Origin of the sequence: Pseudomonas sp. AP42 (genome assembly GCF_001728935.1) — a bacterium.
GTDB classification, from domain to species: Bacteria; Pseudomonadota; Gammaproteobacteria; order Pseudomonadales; family Pseudomonadaceae; genus Aquipseudomonas; species Aquipseudomonas lactis.
In genome coordinates this window covers 71147-91948 of the sequence record NZ_LYSO01000013.1, presented here as the reverse complement: position 1 = coordinate 91948, position 20802 = coordinate 71147, and the positions used below count along the sequence as shown (strand labels likewise).

The following is a 20802-nucleotide window of genomic DNA, read 5'->3' as shown; positions in this document are numbered from 1 at the left end:
TTGGCTGCTACAGCCCCCACATTTGACTGAGGTGCCTGCTTTATTTGAGGCCCAGCCGCTTAGCCATGCGCCCCAGGTTGGCGCGGTCCAGGCCCAGTTCGCGGGCGGCGCTGGCCCAGTTGTGCTGGTGGCGTTCCAGGCAGGCGCTGATGAGTTGGCGCTGGTAATGCTCGGTGGCCTGGCGCAGGTCGCCGCTGACCACCGGGAGGGCTTGGGTCGGTGCTTGTTCGGCCACCGCCGTACTCACGTCGGGCAAGTCCAGGTCCAGGGCGCTCAGGCTGAGAATCTTCGGGCGCTCGCGGCAGTTGCCCAGGGCTTTCAACGCGCTGCGCCCGATCAAATGCTCCAGCTCGCGCACATTGCCCGGCCAGTTGTAGGCCAGCAGGGCTGCCTGGGCATCGCCGGTCAGGCGCAGGCTGCCCAGGCCCATGCGCGAACGGTTCTGTTCGAGGAAGAAGCCTGCCAACAGCAGCACATCACGCCCGCGCTCGCGCAGCGCCGGCACTTGCAGCGGGTAGACGCTCAAACGGTGGTAGAAGTCGGCGCGGTAGCGGCCATTGCGTACCTCTTCGGCAAGGTCGCGGTTGGTGGCGGCAATCAGGCGCACATCCACTTGGTGCTCCTTGTCCGAGCCCAGGCGCTGCAACTGGCCGCTTTGCAGCACGCGCAGCAACTTGGCCTGCACGGTCAACGACAACTCCCCCACTTCATCCAGGAACAAGGTGCCGCCATTGGCCAGTTCGAACTTGCCTCGGCGCTCGTTCAGCGCGCCGGTAAAGGCGCCGCGCACATGCCCGAACAGTTCGCTTTCGACCAAGGTCTCGGGCAGGGCGGCGCAGTTGAGGCTGATCAGCGGTTTGTCGGCGCGCGAAGAGGCGGCGTGGATCGCCTGGGCCACCAACTCCTTGCCGACCCCGGTTTCGCCGGTAATCAGCACGGTCAGGTCGCTGCCGCCGACCAGCTTGATTTCCTCCACCAGGCGCTTGTGCGCTTTGCTCTGGCCGATCATTTCCTTGTGCTGCTGGCCGCTGGCCTGGCGATAGATCTCGGCGCGCTGGTGCTCGTCTTCGGCCCGCAGCGCCAGGCGCTCGATGCGTTCAGCCACGTTGACGGTGGCCGCGGCAAGGCTGGCGAAGGCTTGCAGGGCGTCCAGCTCGACCCGTTCAAACCGCTCGGTATCGAGGGCGTCCAGGGTCAGCAGGCCCCAGGGCTGGTCGTCGATAAACAGCGGGCAGCCCATGCAGTCGTGCACTTCCAAGTGGCCGTGCAAGCCGGCGACCAGGCCGTCATAAGGGTCGGGCAATTCGCTGTCACTGTCGAAGCGGGTAGGGCCGGGGCTGCTCAGCAGGATCTCGAAGCGCGGATGTTCGCTGACCTTGAAGCGTCGGCCCAAGGTATCGGCGCTCAAGCCGTCCACCGCCAACGGCACCAACCACTCGCCATCCAGGCGTAACAACGCGGCGGCGTCGCAGGGCAGCAGGGCGCGCATGGCTTGCAGCAGGCGTCGGTAGCGCTCGCCTTCGGGCAAGTCCCGGGACAGGTCAGCGACCAACGGCAGCAAGGTGGTGAGTAGGGGTTGTGCAGTCATAATGACTCCTTGTAGTCCTTATGACTATAAACTGTAGGAGGTCATACTGACTACAGAATATTTAACTTGTTGAAAATAAAGGATTTATAAGTTGGCATGATTACTGACTGCTTTAAGGCAATCAGTAAGAAGACCTAGGAGTCTCCCATGCTTAGTGCCCAAGACCGTGCAATCATCAAATCTACCGTGCCCCTGCTGGAAAGCGGCGGCGAAGCGCTGATCACCCACTTTTATCGCATGATGCTGTCCGAGTACCCCGAGGTGCGCCCGCTGTTCAACCAGGCCCACCAGGCCAGCGGTGACCAGCCTCGCGCCTTGGCCAATGGCGTGCTGATGTACGCGCGGCATATCGACCAGTTGGACCAATTGGGCGACCTGGTGGCCAAGATCATCAACAAGCACGTGGCCTTGCAGATCTTGCCGGAACACTACCCTATCGTTGGGGCGTGCTTGCTGCGGGCTATTTCTGAAGTGCTGGGCAGCGAGATTGCCACCCCCGAGGTCATGAGTGCCTGGGGCGCGGCCTACGGCCAGTTGGCAGACATTCTGATCGGCGCCGAAGCGGCCATCTACGACGAAAAAGCCCAGGCGCCCGGCGGCTGGCGGGGTGCGCGGGCGTTCCTGTTGGTCAAGCGCGTGGAGGAGAGCGACGAGATCATCTCCTTCTACTTCGCACCGGTGGACAACGGCCCGATCCTGGCCGCAGCCCCCGGCCAGTACATCGGCCTGAAACTGGTGCTCGATGGCGAGGAAGTGCGCCGCAACTATTCCCTGTCGGCCCTCACCGACACTGGCCTGTACCGCATCAGCGTCAAGCGCGAAGCGGGTGGGCGGGTCTCCAATTACCTGCATGACCAGATGCATGTCGGCGCGACCATTGACCTGTTCCCACCGTCGGGCGAGTTCACCCTGGCCGCCAGTGATAAACCGCTGGTGCTGATCAGCGGTGGGGTAGGCATTACGCCCACACTGCCGATGCTCGAAGCCGCCCTGGCAACCGAACGCCCGGTGCACTTCATCCATTGCGCCCGTAACGGCGGGGTGCATGCGTTCCGTGACTGGGTGGACGCCCTGGCGGCCCAGCATCCGCAGCTCAAGCGTTTCTACTGCTACGCCGAGGATGACGGCATCAGCCCGGCGGCAGACAAGGTCGGGATGCTCAACCAGGAGCAACTGGCAGCCTGGTTGCCCGAGCAGCGCGACATTGATGCTTATTTCCTGGGACCCAAGGGCTTCATGGCGGCGATCAAGCGGCATCTCAAGGCGCTGGGTGTGCCGCAGGAGCAGGCGCGCTATGAGTTCTTTGGTCCGGCGGCGGCGCTGGAATAATCCCCCCTAGCAACAACACTGTCCAAAATGTGGGAGCGGGCTTGCTCGCGAAAGCGGTGTGTCAGTCACTACATGTGTCTCTGATGCTCCGCCTTCGCGAGCAAGCCCGCTCCCACATTTGGCCCTCTATTGCTCACGATTAATCCGCAGTTAACCCCTCTCTGTTTTAACCACTGCCTGTGTGTAAACTTGTTGCCATCAGGCACAACCATAATCAGAGAAAGGGAAAGACGGGGATGATTGACGACATGCGTTTAGGCAGGGAGCGGCGCTTTCTGGTGTTGCTGGGCATCATCTGCCTGGCGCTGATTGGCGGGGCGCTGTACATGCAAGTGGTGCTGGGCGAAGCACCGTGCCCGCTGTGCATTCTGCAACGCTACGCCTTGCTGCTGATTGCGCTCTTCGCGTTCATTGGCGCCGCCATGCGTACCAAGGGCGCGCTGACGTTCTTCGAAGGGTTGGTGGTGCTCAGCGCCTTGGGTGGCGTGGCTGCGGCCGGCCATCATGTGTACACCCAGTTCTTCCCCCAGGTCAGTTGCGGCATCGATGTGTTGCAGCCGATCGTCGATGACCTGCCCCTGGCCAAAGTGTTTCCCCTGGGCTTCCAGGTCGACGGCTTCTGCAGCACCCCCTACCCGCCGGTCCTCGGCCTGTCCCTGGCCCAATGGGCGCTGGTGGCATTCGTGCTGACGGCGATCCTGGTGCCCCTGTGCATCTATCGCAACCGTCACCCCAAAGCCTGAGTCACTGCGGTTGCCAAACGCTCCGTTCCTTCTGAATGAAGGCCGGAGCGTTTTTGTTTGTAGGGATTTGTGAAAGCACCGTGACGAGGGGCAACGGAAGGTGCGCGCAGCGTGCGACATGTTGTCACACGGACGCTGTCGCAGGACGTTTCTGACCCGCCAAATCGGCCCTTAAATTTGCACCCGGCGCACAAATTGTGCTGTCAGTTCGTGGTTCGTGCGGTGGCCCGATTTGTGTGCGGCCCCAACCCCTGCAGCCTCTATGAATGCCTTGTTTTATGGGGACTTGGACGGCATCCGCATGCCCTTACAAGCCGTAAGGGAAGTGGCACTGTGCCCAATAACACGGCAATTTTTGTGGTTTTTGTTGAGAATCGAACACGATAAGATCGCGAATCTTTGCAACTTTGGTGAAGGATTGTTGCTGGAATCGATAAAAATTATTTCTTTATAAGACATGGTTTATACATCGCTAGCTAACTACAATCGCCCGCACTGAATGTCCGGTGCTGTTCAATATTTGAGCATTGGAGCGGTCGAGGAGCAGATGGAAGGCTCAATGCGACCCCAGGTTCCGGCAGCCTTTCAACTATCCGCACCAAATGGAATTGGTCTGTAACAAGGCCTTTAGCCACGAAATCGAATAAGAACTCACTGCAGGTCCGTGAAACGTACAGTCATGACGTGTCGGGCAGGCTCTTATTCAATCGAAAAGAAATGCCAACCCTTGGCAGGGTGAAGTGTTGGCGATCAAAACCCAACTGCATTGCGCAAGCTGCTTTAGAGGTCGTGAGATGAGTAAAAACAGGTACCCCCGATTACTAGGCTTTTTGCCGCTGCTTGGCATGATGTTAATGCTGGGAGGCTGCAAGTGGACCTTGCTCGACCCAAAAGGACAGGTCGGTCTGGATGAACGAAACCTGATCATCACCGCTACCCTGCTGATGCTGCTGGTTGTGGTGCCTGTGATCGTGATGACCTTCGCCTTCGCCTGGAAATACCGCGCGTCCAACACCAGCGCTACCTACGCGCCGAAGTGGTCGCACTCCACCAAGATCGAGATCGCGGTGTGGCTGGTTCCGATCCTCATCATCATCGCCCTGGGTTACATCACCTATAAGTCGACCCACGCGCTGGACCCGTACCGTCCGCTGGAATCCGACGTCAAGCCTGTGAACATCCAAGTGGTCGCGCTGGATTGGAAGTGGCTGTTCATCTACCCGGACCTGGGTATCGCCACTGTCAACGAGATCCGCTTCCCGGAGCACACCCCGCTTAACTTCCGGATCACCTCCGACGCCGTGATGAACTCGTTCTTCATCCCTGCACTGGGTGGCCAGATCTACGCGATGGCAGGCATGCAGACCCGCCTGCACCTGATCGCCAACCAGAAAGCTGAAATGGAAGGCATCTCCGCCAACTACAGCGGCGCTGGCTTCACCGGCATGAAATTCAAAGCGATCTCGACAAGCCAGGAAGATTTCGACGCCTGGGTAGCTGCAGTCAAGGCCGCACCTAAACAGCTTGATCAAGCTGAATACGACGCTCTGACCAAACCGAGCCAGAACAACCCTGTCGCCTTGTACTCCGCGTATGAGCCGGACCTGTTTCAGAAAATCGTCGACAAGTACGAAGGTATGAAGCCAGGCAAGCCGGTCAAGCACGAGAAGAAAGAAGTGGCCGTGGTTGAAGGTTCTGATACGGGCGCGCATTCAACTGCTGGGGCAGAGGAGTAAACGATGTTTGGTAAATTAAGTTGGGACGCGGTCCCATTCCACGAGCCGATCGTAATGGTGACTATCGCCATGATCGCGCTGGGTGGTTTGGCGCTGGTTGCGGGTATCACCTATTTCAAGAAGTGGTCCTACCTGTGGACCGAGTGGTTGACCTCGGTCGACCACAAGAAAATCGGCGTCATGTACGTCATCGTTGCCATGGTCATGCTGCTGCGTGGTTTTGCCGACGCCATCATGATGCGTACCCAGTTGGCCATGGCCACCGAGGGTTCGCCTGGCTACCTGCCACCTGAACACTATGACCAGATCTTCACCGCCCACGGTGTGATCATGATCATCTTCATGGCGATGCCTTTCTTCACCGGCTTGATGAACCTTGCCTTGCCGCTGCAGATCGGTGCGCGTGACGTTGCCTACCCGTTCCTGAACTCCCTGAGCTTCTGGCTGCTGGTATCCGGCGTGGTGCTGATCAACGTTTCCCTGGGCGTCGGCGAATTCGCCAAGACCGGTTGGGTTGCGTATCCGCCATTGTCGGGGCTGCAGTACAGTCCGGGCGTGGGTGTGGACTACTACATCTGGGCGCTACAGTTATCAGGGCTCGGGACGACATTGACGGGGGTCAACTTCCTGGCCACCGTCCTGAAAATGCGCGCCCCTGGCATGAAACTGATGGACATGCCGATCTTCACCTGGACCTGCACCTGGGCAAACGTGCTGATCGTGGCTTCGTTCCCGATCCTGGCCGCTACCATGGCGCTGCTGTCGCTTGACCGTTACCTGGATTTCCACATTTTCACCAATGAACTTGGTGGCAATCCAATGATGTACGTGAACCTGTTCTGGGCATGGGGTCACCCTGAGGTGTACATCCTGATCCTGCCAGCGTTCGGTATCTTCTCCGAAGTGATCTCGACCTTTACCGGCAAGCGCCTGTTCGGTCACCACTCGATGGTCTACGCCTCTGGCGCGATCTCCGTACTGGGCTTCATGGTGTGGCTGCACCACTTCTTCACCATGGGTTCGGGGGCCAGCGTCAACGCCTTCTTCGGCCTGGCGACGATGCTGATTTCCATCCCGACGGGGGTGAAGCTATTCAACTGGCTGTTCACCATCTACCACGGTCGTCTGCGCATGACCAGCCAGGTCCTGTGGACCCTGGGCTTCATGGTGACCTTCGCCATCGGCGGCATGACCGGCGTACTGCTGGCCATCCCAGGTGCTGACTTCGTGCTGCACAACAGCCTGTTCGTGATCGCCCACTTCCACAACGTGATCATCGGTGGTGCGGTATTCGGCTACATCGCTGGTTTCAGCTTCTACTTCCCGAAAGCGTTCGGCTTCAAGCTGCACGAAGGTTGGGGCAAGGCTGCGTTCTGGTTCTGGATCTCGGGCTTCTTCGTCGCGTTCATGCCGCTCTATGCACTGGGCTTCATGGGCATGACCCGTCGTCTGAACGCCACCACCAACCCTGAGTGGGTACCGTACCTGTACGTTGCCATGTTCGGTGCGGTGATGATCGCTGTGGGTATCGCCTGCCAGCTGATCCAGCTGTACGTCAGCGTGCGTGATCGCAAGCAGAACATGTGCGAATCCGGCGACCCATGGAACGGCCACACCCTGGAATGGTCGACCTCGTCGCCACCACCGTTCTACAACTTCGCCGTGATCCCTACTGCGAACACCATTGATGCGTTCACCGAAGCCAAGGAAGACGGTACTGCGTACCAGAAGCCCAAGCATTACGAACCGATCCACATGCCAAACAACACCGCCACTGGCGTGGTGATGGGCGCGCTGTTGACCGTGTTCGGTTTCGCGATGATCTGGCACATCTGGTGGCTGGCAATCGCGAGCCTGGTGGGCACTATCGGTTACTTCATCATTCACGCTGCCCGTGATGATCAAGGCTACATGGTGCCGGTCGAAACGATCGAACGCATCGAAGCCGAGCAGCACGCTCGCCTGGTAGCCGAGAAGAAGATCCCGGCCAACCGTGTAGAAACCTCGTTGGAACAGGCTTAAACCATGTCGAACTTAGTGACCAATGCTGGACACGCCCATGTCGATGACCATGGGCACGATGACCACCACCACGACTCGGGGCCGATAACCGTCTACGGTTTCTGGCTCTACCTGATGACCGACTGCATCTTGTTTGCGTCGATCTTCGCGGTGTACGCGGTACTGGTAAACAACGTAGCGGGTGGCCCGTCGGGCCACGACATCTTCGAACTGCCTTACGTGCTCGGCGAAACCGCCTTGCTGTTGTTCAGTTCGATCACCTACGGCTTCGCCATGTTGGCCTTCTACAAGGGCAACAAGAAAGGCGTACTGAGCTGGCTGGGCCTGACCTTCCTGTTCGGCCTGGGCTTCATCGGCATGGAGATCAACGAGTTCCACCTGCTGATCTCCGAAGGCTACGGCCCGCACCGTTCCGGTTTCCTGTCGGCGTTCTTCACGCTGGTCGGCACCCACGGTCTGCACGTATCCGCTGGCCTGCTGTGGATGGCGGTGATGATGTATCAGGTCAATAAGCACGGCCTGACCAACACCAACAAGACCCGCCTGAGCTGCCTGAGCCTGTTCTGGCACTTCCTGGACGTGGTCTGGATCTGCGTATTCACCGTCGTTTACTTGATGGGGACTCTGTAATGGCTAATGCACACTCCCATGACAGCCACGATTCGAGCCACGGCAGCGTAAAGTCTTACGCCATCGGCTTCATCCTGTCGGTCATCCTGACTCTGATCCCGTTCGGCCTGGTGATGTACCCAACCTTGCCGAAGTCGATCACCTTGATGATTGTCTTGGCGTTCGCGGTGATTCAGGTGCTGGTTCACCTGGTGTACTTCCTGCACCTGGACCGCTCCAAAGAGCAGCGCGAGAACGTGATCGCGTTTGTGTTCGCAGGCCTGGTGATCGTTCTGCTGGTTGGTCTGTCGCTGTGGATCATGTTCAGCATCCACACCTACATGATGGCGAAGTGAGGTAAGACCCGATGTCGCTTAAGCACTTTATCCAAATCACCAAACCGGGGATCATTTTCGGTAACGTGCTTTCTGTGGCGGGCGGTTTCTTCCTGGCCTCCAAGGGACATGTCGATCTGGCCATCTTCCTGGCGGCAATGATCGGTACGTCCCTGGTGGTTGCTTCCGGTTGCGTATTCAACAACTGCATCGACCGTGACATCGACATCAAGATGGAGCGCACCAAGAATCGCGTGCTGGTCCAGGGCCTTATCTCCCTGAAGCTGGCACTGATCTACGCGACCGTCCTGGGTGTTGCCGGTGTGGCCCTGTTGTACAAGGTGGCCAACCCGTTGGCGGCGCTGTTTGCCGTGATCGGTTTTGTCATCTACGTCGGCCTCTACAGCCTGTACCTCAAGCGCAAGTCGGTTCACGGCACGCTGGTGGGCAGTCTGTCGGGGGCGATGCCGCCGGTGATTGGTTATGTGGCTGTGACCAATAGCTTCGACATGGCCGCGCTGACGCTGCTGGTGATGTTCAGCCTGTGGCAGATGCCGCATTCCTACGCCATTGCGATTTTCCGCTTCAATGACTACCTGGCTGCGTCGATTCCGGTATTGCCGGTCAAGCGTGGCATCCAGGTGGCCAAGAAACACATCCTGCTCTACATCCTGGCCTTCCTCGTGGCGACCTTGATGTTGACCTTCAGTGGCTACGCCGGCATGAGCTACCTCGCTGTTGCCGCCGCCATGGGCATGTACTGGTTGTACATGGCCTGGACCGGCTACAAGGCGGTGGACGACACCGTCTGGGCGCGCAAGCTGTTCGTGTTCTCGATCTTCACCATCACCGCGCTCAGCGTGATGATGTCCCTGGATTTCCAAGTGCCGAAAGAGCTGTTGCTGACCTACGCTCACTGAGTGGTCTTGCAGTAAAAAAGCCCCGCCTTCGAAAGTCGCGCGGGGTTTTTTATTGAGCGCTGCGCCAAACCGGATACGCTGCGTTATCGTTGACGTTTTTCGCGAGCGAGCTCGCTCCTACACCCTAATTCTTCGAATGCAGGAAGCAATGCAATGAGTAAAAAAGCCGTAATGGTCTTCAGTGGCGGGCAGGATTCGACCACCTGCCTGATCCAGGCCCTGCCGCTGTATGACGAAGTGCACTGCATCACCTTTGATTACGGCCAGCGCCATGTGGCAGAAATCGAAGTGGCCCAGAAGTTGGCCAAGCAGTTGGGTGCCACTGTGCACAAAGTGATGGATGTGTCCCTGCTCAATGAGCTGGCGATCAGCAGCCTGACGCGTGACAACATTCCGGTGCCGACCGTGAACAGCTCGGGCGAAAGCCTGCCGAGCACCTTTGTGCCGGGGCGCAACATCCTGTTCCTGACCCTGGCTGCGATCTACGCCTACCAAGTCAAGGCCGAGACCGTCATCACCGGCGTGTGCGAAACCGACTTCTCGGGCTACCCGGATTGCCGGGATGAGTTTGTCAAAGCGCTCAACCAGGCCCTCAAGCTGGGCATGGAATATGACGTGCGCCTGGACACGCCGTTGATGTGGCTGAACAAGGCCGAGACCTGGGCCCTGGCCGATTACCACGGGCAACTGGAGCTGGTGCGCGAGCAAACACTGACTTGCTACAACGGCATCATCGGTACCGGCTGTGGCGAGTGTGATGCGTGCAACCTGCGCGCTCGGGGCTTGAATGACTACCTGCAGAACAAGACACCTGTCATGCAGAGCCTCAAGCACAAGTTGCAACTCAAATAACCCTTGTAGGAGCGAGCTTGCTCGCGAAAAACCTGAGAGCGCCGCGTTCCACCCGATGCGCTGCGTGATCGTTGACGTTCTTCGCGAGCAAGCTCGCTCCTACAGGATTATTGATAGCGTTTGAACAATGAGCGTGCGCCATAGGCGGGCAGGATATTGAAGAACGCAAAGCCGACTTTGATCGCGATCTGCACATAAATCATGCTGAGGATATCGCTGGTCTGCATCGCCCCGTAGAAGGCAATGAAGCAGAACAGGAAGCTGTCGATAATCACCGCGAAGAACGTACTGAGGAATATCCGCAGGTACAGGTACCTGGAGTTGGTCAGCTCCTTGATCTTGCACAGCAGGTAGGAGTTTATGTTCTCCGACACCAGGAACGACACCGAAGAGGCCACCAGCACCGACGACACTTGCAGGATCACGTCGGTATAAGGCCCATCCAGCTTCCAGCCCGGCAGCCCCGGCAGGAACGTGGAGCCATACAGCAGGATGATGATCATCGCGTTGCTGGCAAACGCAAACAGAATGGCTCGCCTGGCCAGGCGCAAGCCGAAATTTTCGTTGAGCAAGTCCACGATCAAAAAGGTCAGCGGGTACAGGAACGTGCCCGGCGTGACGATGATGCCCAAGGACTCCAGGTAAATCGGCTTGGTCGCGGCAATGCTGGTGAAGATATAGAAGGTGAACAGCAGCAAGTTCAGGATGATGTAGATCATCCAGGAGTTTTCATTGCGGTCGTTTATCTCGTAAGCGGTCAGTGCTCCGCCTTGGGAATAGAACTTCTTGTACAGGTTCTTGATTTCCATCTTGTTGAAGTTGTCCATCATTTCACTGCTGAGCACTTCACTCAGCTTGATCTTGAGGACCTTGCCGGTGGCGATCACCATGATCACCGCCAGGCGCTTGTCATTTTCAAAGCCCAGCAACTTGTATTTGCTGTTTTCAACGGCGCCCTCAGATGGTGTCATTGAAGCGCTCCTCAAGGATGTCGCCGATGACACACAACCGCTCTGAGTTCCCACAGGGTTCGAGGGTGATGAACAGCTTCTTGGTGGCGCGGTCGTACACCAGCTTTTCTTTATCGTCGCTCGACGAGCCTTTCTGCACGATCAGCAAGTCCCCAGGCTCATTAAGGCCGGGAATTCCGTGCTCCAGGCGCACGCCGATCAGGTTGCAGGCGCTGCCAAAGTAGTAGGTCAGTGGATGAAGCGTGGCCAGTTCACCGATGCGCTTGCCCAGGTTCTGCATGAGCAGGCTTTCCTTGAGCACAGGCACTGCCGCGGGGTTCTTGTTACCCAGTGGGGAAACGTTGCTCTCGATGACTTCCTTGGCCTCAAAACTGATGGTCTCGATTTCTTCGTAGGAGACGCCGAAGAAGTCCGAGATCTTGCGAATCGTCGACTGCTGTACGTTAACGACCTTGCCTTCCAGGATGTTGTAGATAGTCGTCCTGGTCAGGCCGGCGGCACTGCTTAGCGAAAGCTGGGTTTCGCCACGACTCTTGATCAAGTACTTGATGTTGCTCTTCAAGTGCTCGGTTTTTTCCCGTCTGTGTATCAAGTGCTCACCACTTCCATTTAGTCATCAGTCCATGCCGGCACAACCCAATGTTGCGGGTTTGGTGCAGTGAAAGTGTTGCATGCGCCCGCTATAACAATAAAGTACTGAGTGCAGGGATACGCCTTGGTGGTAAATCCGGCAACGGCTTTCTCGTCATACTCTTCTGAACGGCCTGCGCGAATCCCTCGCGCCTCTACAAGGAGTAGTCACCATGGTGCGTGTCAGTCGTCGATCCCTTCTCGCCCTGGGCGCGGCCCTGCCTGTGATGGGGCAGCTCAATTGGGCCGTCGCCAGCCCGGCGCCGACGAAATCTGACAAGGTGCTGCTCAATTACAATGAAAGCCCCTACGGTCCTTCAGACGCGGCTCGCCAGGCGATGCAGCGCGCGATAGCGGCGTCCGGACGTTACCCTTACGGCGATATGTACGCATTGGCCGCGCTGTTCGCCCAACAACAGGGCATAGCCGAAGAAAACGTCGGGGTATTTGCCGGCTCGATGGCCGCCCTGCGTTACGCGGTGCTGGCGTTCACCAGCCAGACCCGCGGCCTGGTGATGGCCACGCCGTCCTACGAAGTACCGCGCCAGGCGGCCGAGTCGATCAAGGCGCCGGTGCAAGAAGTGAGCCTCGACGCCCAGCATGCCCACGATGTGCCTGCCATGCTCGCGGCGGACCCACAGGCCGGCATGCTGTACCTGTGCAACCCCAACAACCCGACCGGTACGCTCACCTCGACCGAGGCCATCCGCCAAGCCCTGGCGCACAAACCCAAGGGCAGCGTGCTGGTAGTGGACGAGGCTTATATCGACTTCTGTGATGCCCCCAGTTGCGTGAGCTGGGTCAACGACCACGACGACCTGCTGGTGCTGCGCACGTTCTCCAAGATCTACGGCATGGCCGGTGCGCGCCTGGGCCTGGCGATCGGCCACCCGGCGCTGCTGGAGCGGTTGGCGGTGTTCGGCGGCGACAACGTCCCGGCCGGCGCCAGCTTGCTGGCCGCCCGTGCCAGCCTGGAAGATGCGCAACTGGTGGGCCAACGCAAAGCGCGCAATGCCAGGTTGCGCGATGAGACGATCGCTTGGCTCAAGGGCCGAGGCTTTACCTGCACCGTTTCCCACAGCAATTGTTTCATGATCGACGTGAAACGCCCGGCTGAGCAGGTGATTGAGCAGTTGGCGGCACAGGGTGTGCTGGTTGGGCGGGTGTGGAAGGACTGGCCGCATTGGGTGCGGGTGACGGTGGGCAACCCGCAGGAGATGCAGCGCTTTCGCGAGGCGTTCGCGGCGCAGGTCTAGGCCCAGTGTTTGTCATCCGCTGCCTGGACAGGTAAGCCAGGCATGCTTCATGCTCGACCGGGTCGAATGCTCAAGGAAGATACCCGTGGGACCTAATGGCCAACCCGATAAGAAATCGCCCATGCTGCCCGAGGAGATGCGCCGCTTGCTCGATGCCGAGCTGAGCCGCCGTGGCCTGGGGCACTTTGAGGTCTATCAGTGTGGGCCGCCGATGGACCAAGCGCAGATTGTGTCCAATTACCCTGAGGCCATGGAGCCTTCCGACACGGCCGACGATTTCTACCGGCGTGGCGAGCTGGTTTCATTGACCCGCACCCGGATCAAACCGTTTTTCTGGAGTGATGAACACCTGCTGGCCGTGGCCGATGAAGCGGTGCCGGTGCCGGGCCCCTACAAACCCGTTGGCGAGGGCGCCAGTTTTATCGTGCATGGCAATCGCGGCTTCTATTCGGTGCTCAATCTGTGCAGTTTCGGCGACGACCAGCAATTTCGCGAGACCGTGCTGGCCCATCAAAGTGAACTGCAGATGCTGTTGGTCTCGATGTACGACGAGGCCCTGGAAGATCACGCCGCGCCGGTCGCTCAACAGACGGTGCTGACCCCACGGGAAACCGAAGTATTGTCCTGGGTCAGCCTGGGCAAGACCTACAACGAAGTGGCGCTCCTGACCTCGATGACCTCCCATACGGTCAAGTTTCACATGAAGAATATCTTCGGCAAATTGCAGGTCACCAACGGCAAGTCAGCAATCGGCAAGGCCCTGCAATTGGGCTATATCCGCCACCCGGCCTGAGGTCGCAATCAGCACCTACCTGTCCAAATGGGTAGCTTGTTCGCCGCACAGTGCTGCATTAGGTTGCCCAGCTATGGAGTTTGGCGTCGGACACACCGGCGCCGCCATTGCCAAAGGACATTCGGATGAGCCGCTCTGTAGCTTTGCTCCACACCTGTGCCAGCGTGTTGCGCTGATGGGCACTTTTCACGCCTTGCGCGGCCTTAATGCGCGGTTGCAAGCACTGTTCATGATCACGCTGGTGTTCCGCATGGGCACTCTGGCGTTTCCTTTCTACGCGGCGTACCTGATTCATCAACACGCGATATCGGCGGGCACGGCTGGCCTGTTGGTCGGGGTATATGGCGCGGGCGCCCTGTGTACCGACCTGGTCATCGGCGCCGTGATCAAGCGGTTTTCGGCCAACCGGGTCATCCTCGGTTCGTTGGTGTTCAACGCGGTGTTGCTGCTGGTCATTCCCTCGGTGGAAAACCTGCTCGCGCTGTTCCTGTTGTCGTTTCTCTGGGGCGCTTGTTACGAAGCCTTCACACCGGCCGCGTTCTCCGAGACGGTGGCTCACAGCAACCTTGAGTCACGCAAAGTGGCGTTTTCGTGCAACCGGCTGGCGATCAACATCGGCATGGCCATCGGGCCGTTGCTGGGCAGCTTGATCTTTCTGCGCAATGCCGATGCGGTGTTCTACATCAATGCCGTGTTGTCCTTGCTGGCCTTCGCCGCCTGCCTGCGGTTCGGACGGCCCCGGCCAGCCACCCAAGACGCGCCCGTCGCCGGCAAGGGCGAGGGCTTGCCCGAGGTGGCGGCTCATGAGCGTTCGCGACTGCTGGTGATCCTGTTGGCGGCGCTGCCGGTGCACGTGGCATACGCACTGCCGCCGACTTTTCTGTCGGCGTACATCATCAACTACACCCAATTGCCGGCCTATTACGTGGGCATCATTTTCTTTATCAATGCTTTGCTGGTGATTGTGTTTGAAGTGCCGATCAACCTGCGCATGGCGCACTTGTCGAGCAGCCGCTCGCTGATCATCGGCTTCTTGCTGGCAGGCAGCGGTTTCTTCTTGATGGGCTTTGGTCAGGTCGGCGCGCTGTTGATGCTTGCTACGGTGTTATGGAGCCTTGGCGAGATGATTGTGTTCCCCGCGATCACCCACTATGTCAGCAGCATTTCCAGCCGCGACAGCGTGGGCCGCAACCTTGGATATTACTCGGCAGGCGTCAACATCGGCGTGATGATCGCGCCCTCGTTGGCGTTCATGTTATTGGCCCGGCCAACCTTGCCATCACCGTGGCTGCTGACAGGCTGCGTGTTGGTGCTGTTCGCAATCGCCGTGGGGATGATGAAAAGCTCGGGGGTGTTGTGGAACAAATCGGCGTAGACGGCAACCGGCGCTGCGCCTTGCACGCGCGCCGGGTTGCGTCAGCTATTTACTGGGCGGCGATGGCGTAGCCGTCAAACGCGCTTTGCTGTTGCAGCGCGGTCACGATGCTCTTGCGCGTGACCGGCTGCTCGGCGCCGCTGTTGTCGATGAAGGTTTCGCTCGCAAGCTCCGCCTCGCTGCCTTCGCCCACAAAGGTGAAGCCCAGGAACTCCAGCGCTTCGCGGTCCACGTTGAGCTTGGAGCGCGGCGTGCGCAGCGGCAGGGTGACGCTGATGCCATCCTTGCTGATCACAAACACTTCGGTGTCTTTCTTGGCGCGTGCAGCCTTGCCCTTGCCGGCGCTCGGGTTGCTGATGGCCTGGTGCGACTGGTTAAGCACCTTGAGGGCCAGGCCGTAGACCAGTTCCTGAAACTCTGGGTCGTCCTTGAAGCTGGACAGGATGCGGCTGATCGAGAACTGGCTGCTCAGGTGTTCCAGCGCGGCGTTGTCTGCGGCTTCGGCGTCTTTCAATTGCTTGAGCTGGCCCATCAGCTCATAGGCTTTGTCATCGTCAAAGGCATCATGGGCCTGGCGGATGGCAACGCGCAGCTCGCGGATCTGGTCGCTTTCCTTGGAGGTGTGAAACGCGTCCAGCACCATCTCGCTGATGATCTTGGCGGCTGGCACATGCTGTGAAAGATTGATGGCGTTTTCGTATTCGGCTTTGGCGTGCAGGGCGACTACGGATTCTTCGGCGGATTTTTCGGTGTAGGAATCAGACATTAAAATTTCACTGCGTAGTATGCGGAGAGACAAAAAAACGTCGGGCATTTTCAGCGGGTGAGGGGATCAGGTCAAGGCAGGCCGCTATTCGTCCAACTGTGTGAGACACGCCTGGAGAATATCCAGGCCTTCCTCCAACACCTCAGGCTCAATGGTCAGCGGGGCCAGCAAGCGTACGATGTGCCGCGACTTGCCGCTGGGCATCAGCAGCAAGCCCGCCTTGCGCGCCAGCTCCAGCAGTTGCGCCAGTTGCTTGGGGGCGGGTGTGCCGTCGGCATGGGCCAGTTCAATGCCCCGCATGGCGCCGACACCGGTAAGGCGGCCCAGGTAGGGCGACAGTTGTTGCGCGCGCCAGGCTTCATAGCGGCCCACAATCGCGGCCTCCTGCGCGACGCCCCACGCGTTCAGATGTTCATCGCTCATCACCTCAAGGGTCGCCAGCGCCGCCGCACAGGCGATGGGATTACCCGAGTACGTACCGCCCAGGCCGCCTTTGGGCAGGTTGTCCATCAGCGCCTTGCGCCCGACCACCGCCCCCAGTGGCATGCCGCCAGCGATGCTTTTGCCGAGCAGCAGCAGGTCCGGCTCGATGCCCAGGCGCGAGAAGGCGAAACGCTGGCCGGTGCGCCCGAAACCCGACTGGATTTCATCAATGATCAGCAGGATGTTGTGCTGGTCGCAGAAGCGCCGCAGAGCCTGTGCGAAATCAGTATCCAGGGTGAGAAAACCGCCTTCGCCCTGCACCGGCTCGATGATGAAGCAGGCCACATCGTTTACGTCGATTTCCACGCTGAACAGACGGTCCATGGCCTTCAGCGCTTCGGTGAAGGTCACGCCGTTATCGGTACTGGGGTAGGGCAGGTGATACACAGGGCCGGGCAGTACGCCCACCTTCTGTTTGTAGGGCGCGACCTTGCCATTGAGGTTGAGGGTTGCCAGGGTGCGCCCGTGGAAGGCGCCGTCAAAGGCGATCACCGCCGTGCGCCCGGTGGCACCACGGGCGATCTTCAGGGCGTTTTCGGCCGCCTCGGCGCCGCTGTTGGTGAGCATGCCGCTGACCGGGTATTCCACCGGGATAAAAGCGCTGAGACGTTGCATCAGCTCGATGTAGGGCGTATGCGGTGCGGCGTTGAACGCGTAATGAGTAAGCCGGGTGGCTTGCTCGCAAATCGCCGCCACCACGGCCGGGTGGCAATGGCCCAGATTGAGTACACCGATACCGCCGACAAAGTCGATGTAACGCTTGCCCGCCGTGTCCCAGACTTCGGCGTTTTTACCGTGGCTCAGGCTGATGGGATGAACGATGGAAATCGACTGACTGATGGTGGCGTGGCTCATGACGGGAAGACTCTGCGGTGGCGTGCGGGAGCTTATCTAAGCTGCGCGCCGGGCCTTGCCGCAAACGAAATAAAGTTGCCGGGTCATTCCACCTTGGAAGGAGCTGCGGCTATTCCGACACCCCATCCTTGCCCGCCGCCTTGGACCGATACAAGGCTTGATCGGCCCGCGCCATCAGCGCAGCCGGGGATTCCCCCATGCGCCGCTCTACTACGCCCAGGCTCAGGGTAACGTTCAAGGCACCCACGGGGGCTGCCTCCTTGATTTTATGGCGAATCCTTTCGGCCAGCTCTTTGGCCGTGTCCAGGCTGCTTTTGGGCAGCACCACCATAAATTCATCGCCGCCCCAGCGCGCCAGCAAGTCGCTTTTACGTACACAGGCTTCCAGCTGTTCCACTACCCGTATCAGGGTCTGGTCGCCGACGCCGTGGCCGTATTGGTCATTGATCGGTTTGAAGTCATCGACATCCATGGCCACCAGTGCCAAGGGTAGGCGGAAGCGCTCGGCACGGTCGCATTCTTCCAGCAGCACTTTTTCCAGGCGGTACCGGTTGGCGATGCGCGTCAGGGCGTCGCGCTCGGCCAAAGAGCGGTTTTCGTCCAGTTGCAATTGCAGTTGCTGGTTGACGCGTGACAACTCAAGGGTGCGCTCCGCGACTAGTGCTTCCAGGGACTGGTTGCGCTTTTGCAGCTGTTCGATAGAGCATTTGCGCGTATGAATATCGCGGTGTGCGCCCACCATGCGCGCCACGGAACCGTCGGGGTTGCGGGCAATGACGTAGCCACGGTCCTCGATCCACAGGTACGTACCGTCTTCTTTGCGACAACGGTATTCGGCCCGGTAATGAGGGGCGCGTTGGCAGATGTAGTCATCGAACCCGGCCATCACGCGGGGGTAATCCTCGGGGTGGATCACGTTCTCCCAGGTGAACACGCTGTTTTCCAGGGAGTGGTGGGAGTAGCCAAGCATTTCGTACCAGCCGGGGTTGCGGTAGACGAAGCCGGTGTTGGCGTTCCAGTCCCAGATGCCATCACTGACCAGTTCCATGATGGCGTGCAACAGGTCGACGTTAAGGTCGGACACCTCATTGCGTAGCGGTTCTTTGCCGGATGTATCGTCCATCTGCGCGCTTCCTGCGGGGGCTGGCGCCCAAGGCCAGTCATGGTTGAAGCCGATACTCCGTGGCTGGCGCTACTGTACATCGGCGCTTGCGCGCTTTGAATAGGGCAGGTGTGCTGCTTATGACGAGTGGCGAAACGCTATTTTTCTGGCGCCATCATCTTTGTCCGAGGCCTTCCATCCGCGTTGTGCTGGTAAATGGCCTGCGGTTGGCCCTGCTCATTGAAAAATACCTGGCCAATGCCTGCCGAGTTCCACAATCGCTCACCCGCTTCGGCGTGCTCGGGAATATAGGGCACCACCTGCATGGTGCGCCGGCGAGTAAACCAGTTGAGCGGCGAACGCGGGGAGTAGAGCCAGCGGTTGAGGCGGTCGAACCATTCCAGCAGGCGCGGCGGGAACTCATTCTTGATGCCGCTGCTGGTGATTTGCCAGATCTTGGGGCCGCCGTTGCGATGGCGGATGAGCACTTGGTAGACAAACGAGTAATGCACATCGCCGGAGAGGATCACGTAGTTACCCGGCGTGCGTGAGTGGCGGAAGATATTCAAAATCACTTGAGCGGCGCCGCGGTGAGCCATCCAGTTTTCGGCGTCCACCAGCAGGGGAAAGCCGCACCAGCTGAAGACCTTTTGCACCGTCTCGATCAGCTTGACGCCAAAGACCGGCGCGGGCGAGACAATGATGGCTGACGGGTGGTCCAGCAGCGCTTGTTGCAGTTCGCTCAAGGCTTCCCAGTCCAGCAGGCCAGAGGGTTGCTTGAGGGTGAACTCGCTGCGCCAGCGTCGGGTGCGGGTGTCGAGTACCACCAGCGCCGGGGTGGTGGGCAATACGTAGTGCCACTGCTGGAATTTCAGCAGGGCCTCCAGCAACGCGTCTTGCGCCGCCGCGTCGAGATGATTGGCCTGTACCTGGCCGGTCAGTGCCTGGGTTTGCCCCAGCAGTTCGCCAAATACCTGGGGCTGGTTGCCCCAGCCTTGGCATAGCAGATACGCCAGCAAGGCATTGCCGATGATGCGTTTGGAAAAGGGATGGCCGTAGGCGGTTTCCTCCCACTGCGCGCTAAGGTTCCAGTCGTCGGTGATGTCGTGATCATCAAACATCATCAGCGTCGACAGGTGCGCGAACACCCGGGCCACTCCAGGCAGACCGTCGCGGAACTGGTCGATGTGAACCTGTTCGCGGGCGTAGCGTTGTTGCTCTTGCGCGCTCAGCGGCGGCGGTTCTGGCGCGATCAGCGCCCAGGATGCTGGCGACCAGGCCAGCAGGTACATCGCGATCACTTCGGCAAAGGTCACCAGGTGATTGTCGGCGGTGCTGCTGGTGAAGATCGGCTTCTTCACGCCGCCGAAAAAGCGTTCGCGCAAGGTCTCGTTACTGTCCAGCGCAGGGAGCAGGTCGGCCCGGTGGTAATAGCTGGCGTGATGCCCATAAAGGCTGGCGCTGTCGCTCACCACCGCGCCCTCCAGGTACTCATCGAACAGGCCCAGGCGCGCAATCAGCCCATGAATGGCGCGCAGCATGGGCCCCGCGACATCGTCGGCGTAGATCTGGTCGCCATTCATCATCAATAAGGCTGGGCGGTCGAGCGGGGTGCGAGCATCCGCCAACAGGCGGTCGACACACAACAAGCCTTCGTCGGCGCGGTGGTGGGGTTTACGGCACGAGCCATGCACCAAGTGGTGGATGCGGCTATGCAGCACGAAGCTGGGCGTAGTGGCGTCGCCATACAGCAAGTGTGGTGCCCATTGTGCAATGCCGAGGCCGTCAATCAACAGGTCGTAACCGATGATTTCATCCTGTGGCAGGGCGTGGCTCAGGGCTATGTCGATCAGGTGGATAAAGGCATGGCGCCCGACGGGCACGACTTGGCAGTGCGTTGCATCGAGTGGGATATCCAGCGCCTCGCCCGAGGGTAATTGCAGCATCAAGGACAGTGGCAGGGCACGACTGCCCACCAACCAGATAACCAGGCGTTGCGGCTCCAGGCGTCTTAGCAAGGGGCCAGTGATCACGGCAGGCAGGATTTCGGGTTGACCCATGAAGAATGCAGCTCATACCAAGTGGAACTGGAGAGGATAACGCAGAGGATGTCAGTGTTTTGTTAACAGGGTGCAGCGCTGTGCGCTGCACTTGTCGCCGGTGGCTCGCAACGGTTTAAATCAGCTTGCCGCCTCCAATGGAGTCCAGACCCGAATTTTTGGATTTTGGTTGGGTGTGTTGCTCCTGTTGGTTGCTGTCAACCGGCGAAGAGGTGGGTGCGGGATTGGCTGGAGGCTGGTTATCTTTCATGCCTTGCTGGATGTTATAGCTGAAGCTGCTAAACGAATTGCCAACGATCATCGGTAAAACCCCTTACTCAATTGGAGGATGGTTATCGCATCAATACTCCCTTTGACTGCGCACTGATTGAGTGGAG

19 protein-coding genes are annotated in these 20802 nt (G+C 59.2%); 11 read left to right on the top strand and 8 right to left on the bottom strand.

Annotation, left to right across the window (positions count from 1 at the left end):
• Window positions 1-40: 40 nt before the first annotated feature.
• On the bottom strand, window positions 41-1588 hold the full coding sequence (norR, locus tag A7K61_RS07675) for a nitric oxide reductase transcriptional regulator NorR (protein ID WP_069557300.1): 1548 nt from the start codon (window positions 1586-1588) through the stop codon (window positions 41-43).
• 147 nt (window positions 1589-1735) lie between these two features.
• Between norR and hmpA the strand changes: the two genes are divergently transcribed.
• From hmpA to queC, 8 genes are all read left to right on the top strand, one after another.
• Window positions 1736-2917 carry an NO-inducible flavohemoprotein gene (gene hmpA / locus A7K61_RS07670; RefSeq protein WP_044268327.1) on the top strand — a complete coding sequence of 394 codons (1182 nt, stop codon included), beginning with the start codon at window positions 1736-1738 and terminating at the stop codon, window positions 2915-2917.
• Between the two features lie 236 nt (window positions 2918-3153).
• Complete coding sequence (locus A7K61_RS07665) at window positions 3154-3660, top strand: disulfide bond formation protein B (RefSeq protein ID WP_047711744.1); 507 nt, start codon at window positions 3154-3156, stop codon at window positions 3658-3660.
• A 794-nt stretch (window positions 3661-4454) separates the two neighbouring features.
• Window positions 4455-5396: a ubiquinol oxidase subunit II gene (cyoA, locus tag A7K61_RS07660; protein ID WP_003194054.1), complete on the top strand. Its 942-nt coding sequence runs from the start codon at window positions 4455-4457 to the stop codon at window positions 5394-5396.
• 3 nt (window positions 5397-5399) lie between these two features.
• Entirely contained in the window at window positions 5400-7418 is a 2019-nt protein-coding gene (gene cyoB, locus A7K61_RS07655; RefSeq protein WP_003194053.1) for a cytochrome o ubiquinol oxidase subunit I, read from the top strand.
• A 3-nt stretch (window positions 7419-7421) separates the two neighbouring features.
• Window positions 7422-8048, top strand: a complete 627-nt coding sequence (locus A7K61_RS07650) for a cytochrome o ubiquinol oxidase subunit III (protein WP_003194052.1) — start codon at window positions 7422-7424, stop codon at window positions 8046-8048.
• Window positions 8048-8383, top strand: coding sequence for a cytochrome o ubiquinol oxidase subunit IV (gene cyoD, locus A7K61_RS07645; protein WP_003194051.1), 336 nt, complete (start codon window positions 8048-8050; stop codon window positions 8381-8383). Before A7K61_RS07650 ends, cyoD begins: the two co-directional genes overlap by 1 nt.
• 11 nt (window positions 8384-8394) lie before the next feature.
• Window positions 8395-9282 (top strand): heme o synthase, encoded by an 888-nt coding sequence (gene cyoE / locus A7K61_RS07640; protein WP_003194050.1) that lies wholly within the window; start codon window positions 8395-8397, stop codon window positions 9280-9282.
• A 153-nt stretch (window positions 9283-9435) separates the two neighbouring features.
• Window positions 9436-10134 carry a 7-cyano-7-deazaguanine synthase QueC gene (queC, locus tag A7K61_RS07635; protein WP_044268318.1) on the top strand — a complete coding sequence of 233 codons (699 nt, stop codon included), beginning with the start codon at window positions 9436-9438 and terminating at the stop codon, window positions 10132-10134.
• Between the two features lie 107 nt (window positions 10135-10241).
• Here the strand turns inward: queC and A7K61_RS07630 are convergent, their stop codons facing one another.
• The gene (locus A7K61_RS07630; RefSeq protein ID WP_044268316.1) at window positions 10242-11105 is read right to left on the bottom strand and encodes a queuosine precursor transporter; all 864 of its coding nucleotides are present in this window, start codon (window positions 11103-11105) and stop codon (window positions 10242-10244) included.
• Window positions 11092-11697: a helix-turn-helix transcriptional regulator gene (locus A7K61_RS07625; RefSeq protein WP_083263061.1), complete on the bottom strand. Its 606-nt coding sequence runs from the start codon at window positions 11695-11697 to the stop codon at window positions 11092-11094. The genes A7K61_RS07630 and A7K61_RS07625 overlap by 14 nt, the downstream gene beginning before the upstream one ends.
• Window positions 11698-11908: 211 nt before the next feature.
• On the opposite strand from A7K61_RS07625, the gene A7K61_RS07620 reads away from it, so the two are divergent.
• The 3 genes from A7K61_RS07620 to A7K61_RS07610 all read left to right on the top strand — a co-directional run bounded on the left by A7K61_RS07620 (window position 11909) and on the right by A7K61_RS07610 (window position 15159).
• Window positions 11909-12991: a pyridoxal phosphate-dependent aminotransferase gene (locus A7K61_RS07620; protein WP_069557299.1), complete on the top strand. Its 1083-nt coding sequence runs from the start codon at window positions 11909-11911 to the stop codon at window positions 12989-12991.
• A gap of 121 nt (window positions 12992-13112) precedes the next feature.
• The gene (locus A7K61_RS07615) at window positions 13113-13784 is read left to right on the top strand and encodes a helix-turn-helix transcriptional regulator (RefSeq protein ID WP_050499472.1); all 672 of its coding nucleotides are present in this window, start codon (window positions 13113-13115) and stop codon (window positions 13782-13784) included.
• 73 nt (window positions 13785-13857) lie between these two features.
• Complete coding sequence (locus A7K61_RS07610; protein ID WP_256557721.1) at window positions 13858-15159, top strand: MFS transporter; 1302 nt, start codon at window positions 13858-13860, stop codon at window positions 15157-15159.
• Between the two features lie 49 nt (window positions 15160-15208).
• On the opposite strand, the gene A7K61_RS07605 is transcribed toward A7K61_RS07610, so the two are convergent.
• The 5 genes from A7K61_RS07605 to A7K61_RS07585 all read right to left on the bottom strand — a co-directional run bounded on the left by A7K61_RS07605 (window position 15209) and on the right by A7K61_RS07585 (window position 20726).
• Window positions 15209-15925: a hypothetical protein gene (locus A7K61_RS07605; protein WP_020302011.1), complete on the bottom strand. Its 717-nt coding sequence runs from the start codon at window positions 15923-15925 to the stop codon at window positions 15209-15211.
• An 84-nt stretch (window positions 15926-16009) separates the two neighbouring features.
• A complete protein-coding gene (locus A7K61_RS07600; protein WP_069557298.1) occupies window positions 16010-17263 on the bottom strand; it encodes an aspartate aminotransferase family protein in 1254 nt (417 codons plus the stop codon).
• 109 nt (window positions 17264-17372) lie between these two features.
• Window positions 17373-18386, bottom strand: coding sequence for a sensor domain-containing diguanylate cyclase (locus A7K61_RS07595; protein WP_069557297.1), 1014 nt, complete (start codon window positions 18384-18386; stop codon window positions 17373-17375).
• Window positions 18387-18523: 137 nt separating this feature from the next.
• Window positions 18524-20425: an alkaline phosphatase D family protein gene (locus A7K61_RS07590; protein ID WP_069557296.1), complete on the bottom strand. Its 1902-nt coding sequence runs from the start codon at window positions 20423-20425 to the stop codon at window positions 18524-18526.
• 115 nt (window positions 20426-20540) lie between these two features.
• Window positions 20541-20726: a hypothetical protein gene (locus A7K61_RS07585; protein ID WP_047711738.1), complete on the bottom strand. Its 186-nt coding sequence runs from the start codon at window positions 20724-20726 to the stop codon at window positions 20541-20543.
• Window positions 20727-20802 lie beyond the last annotated feature (76 nt).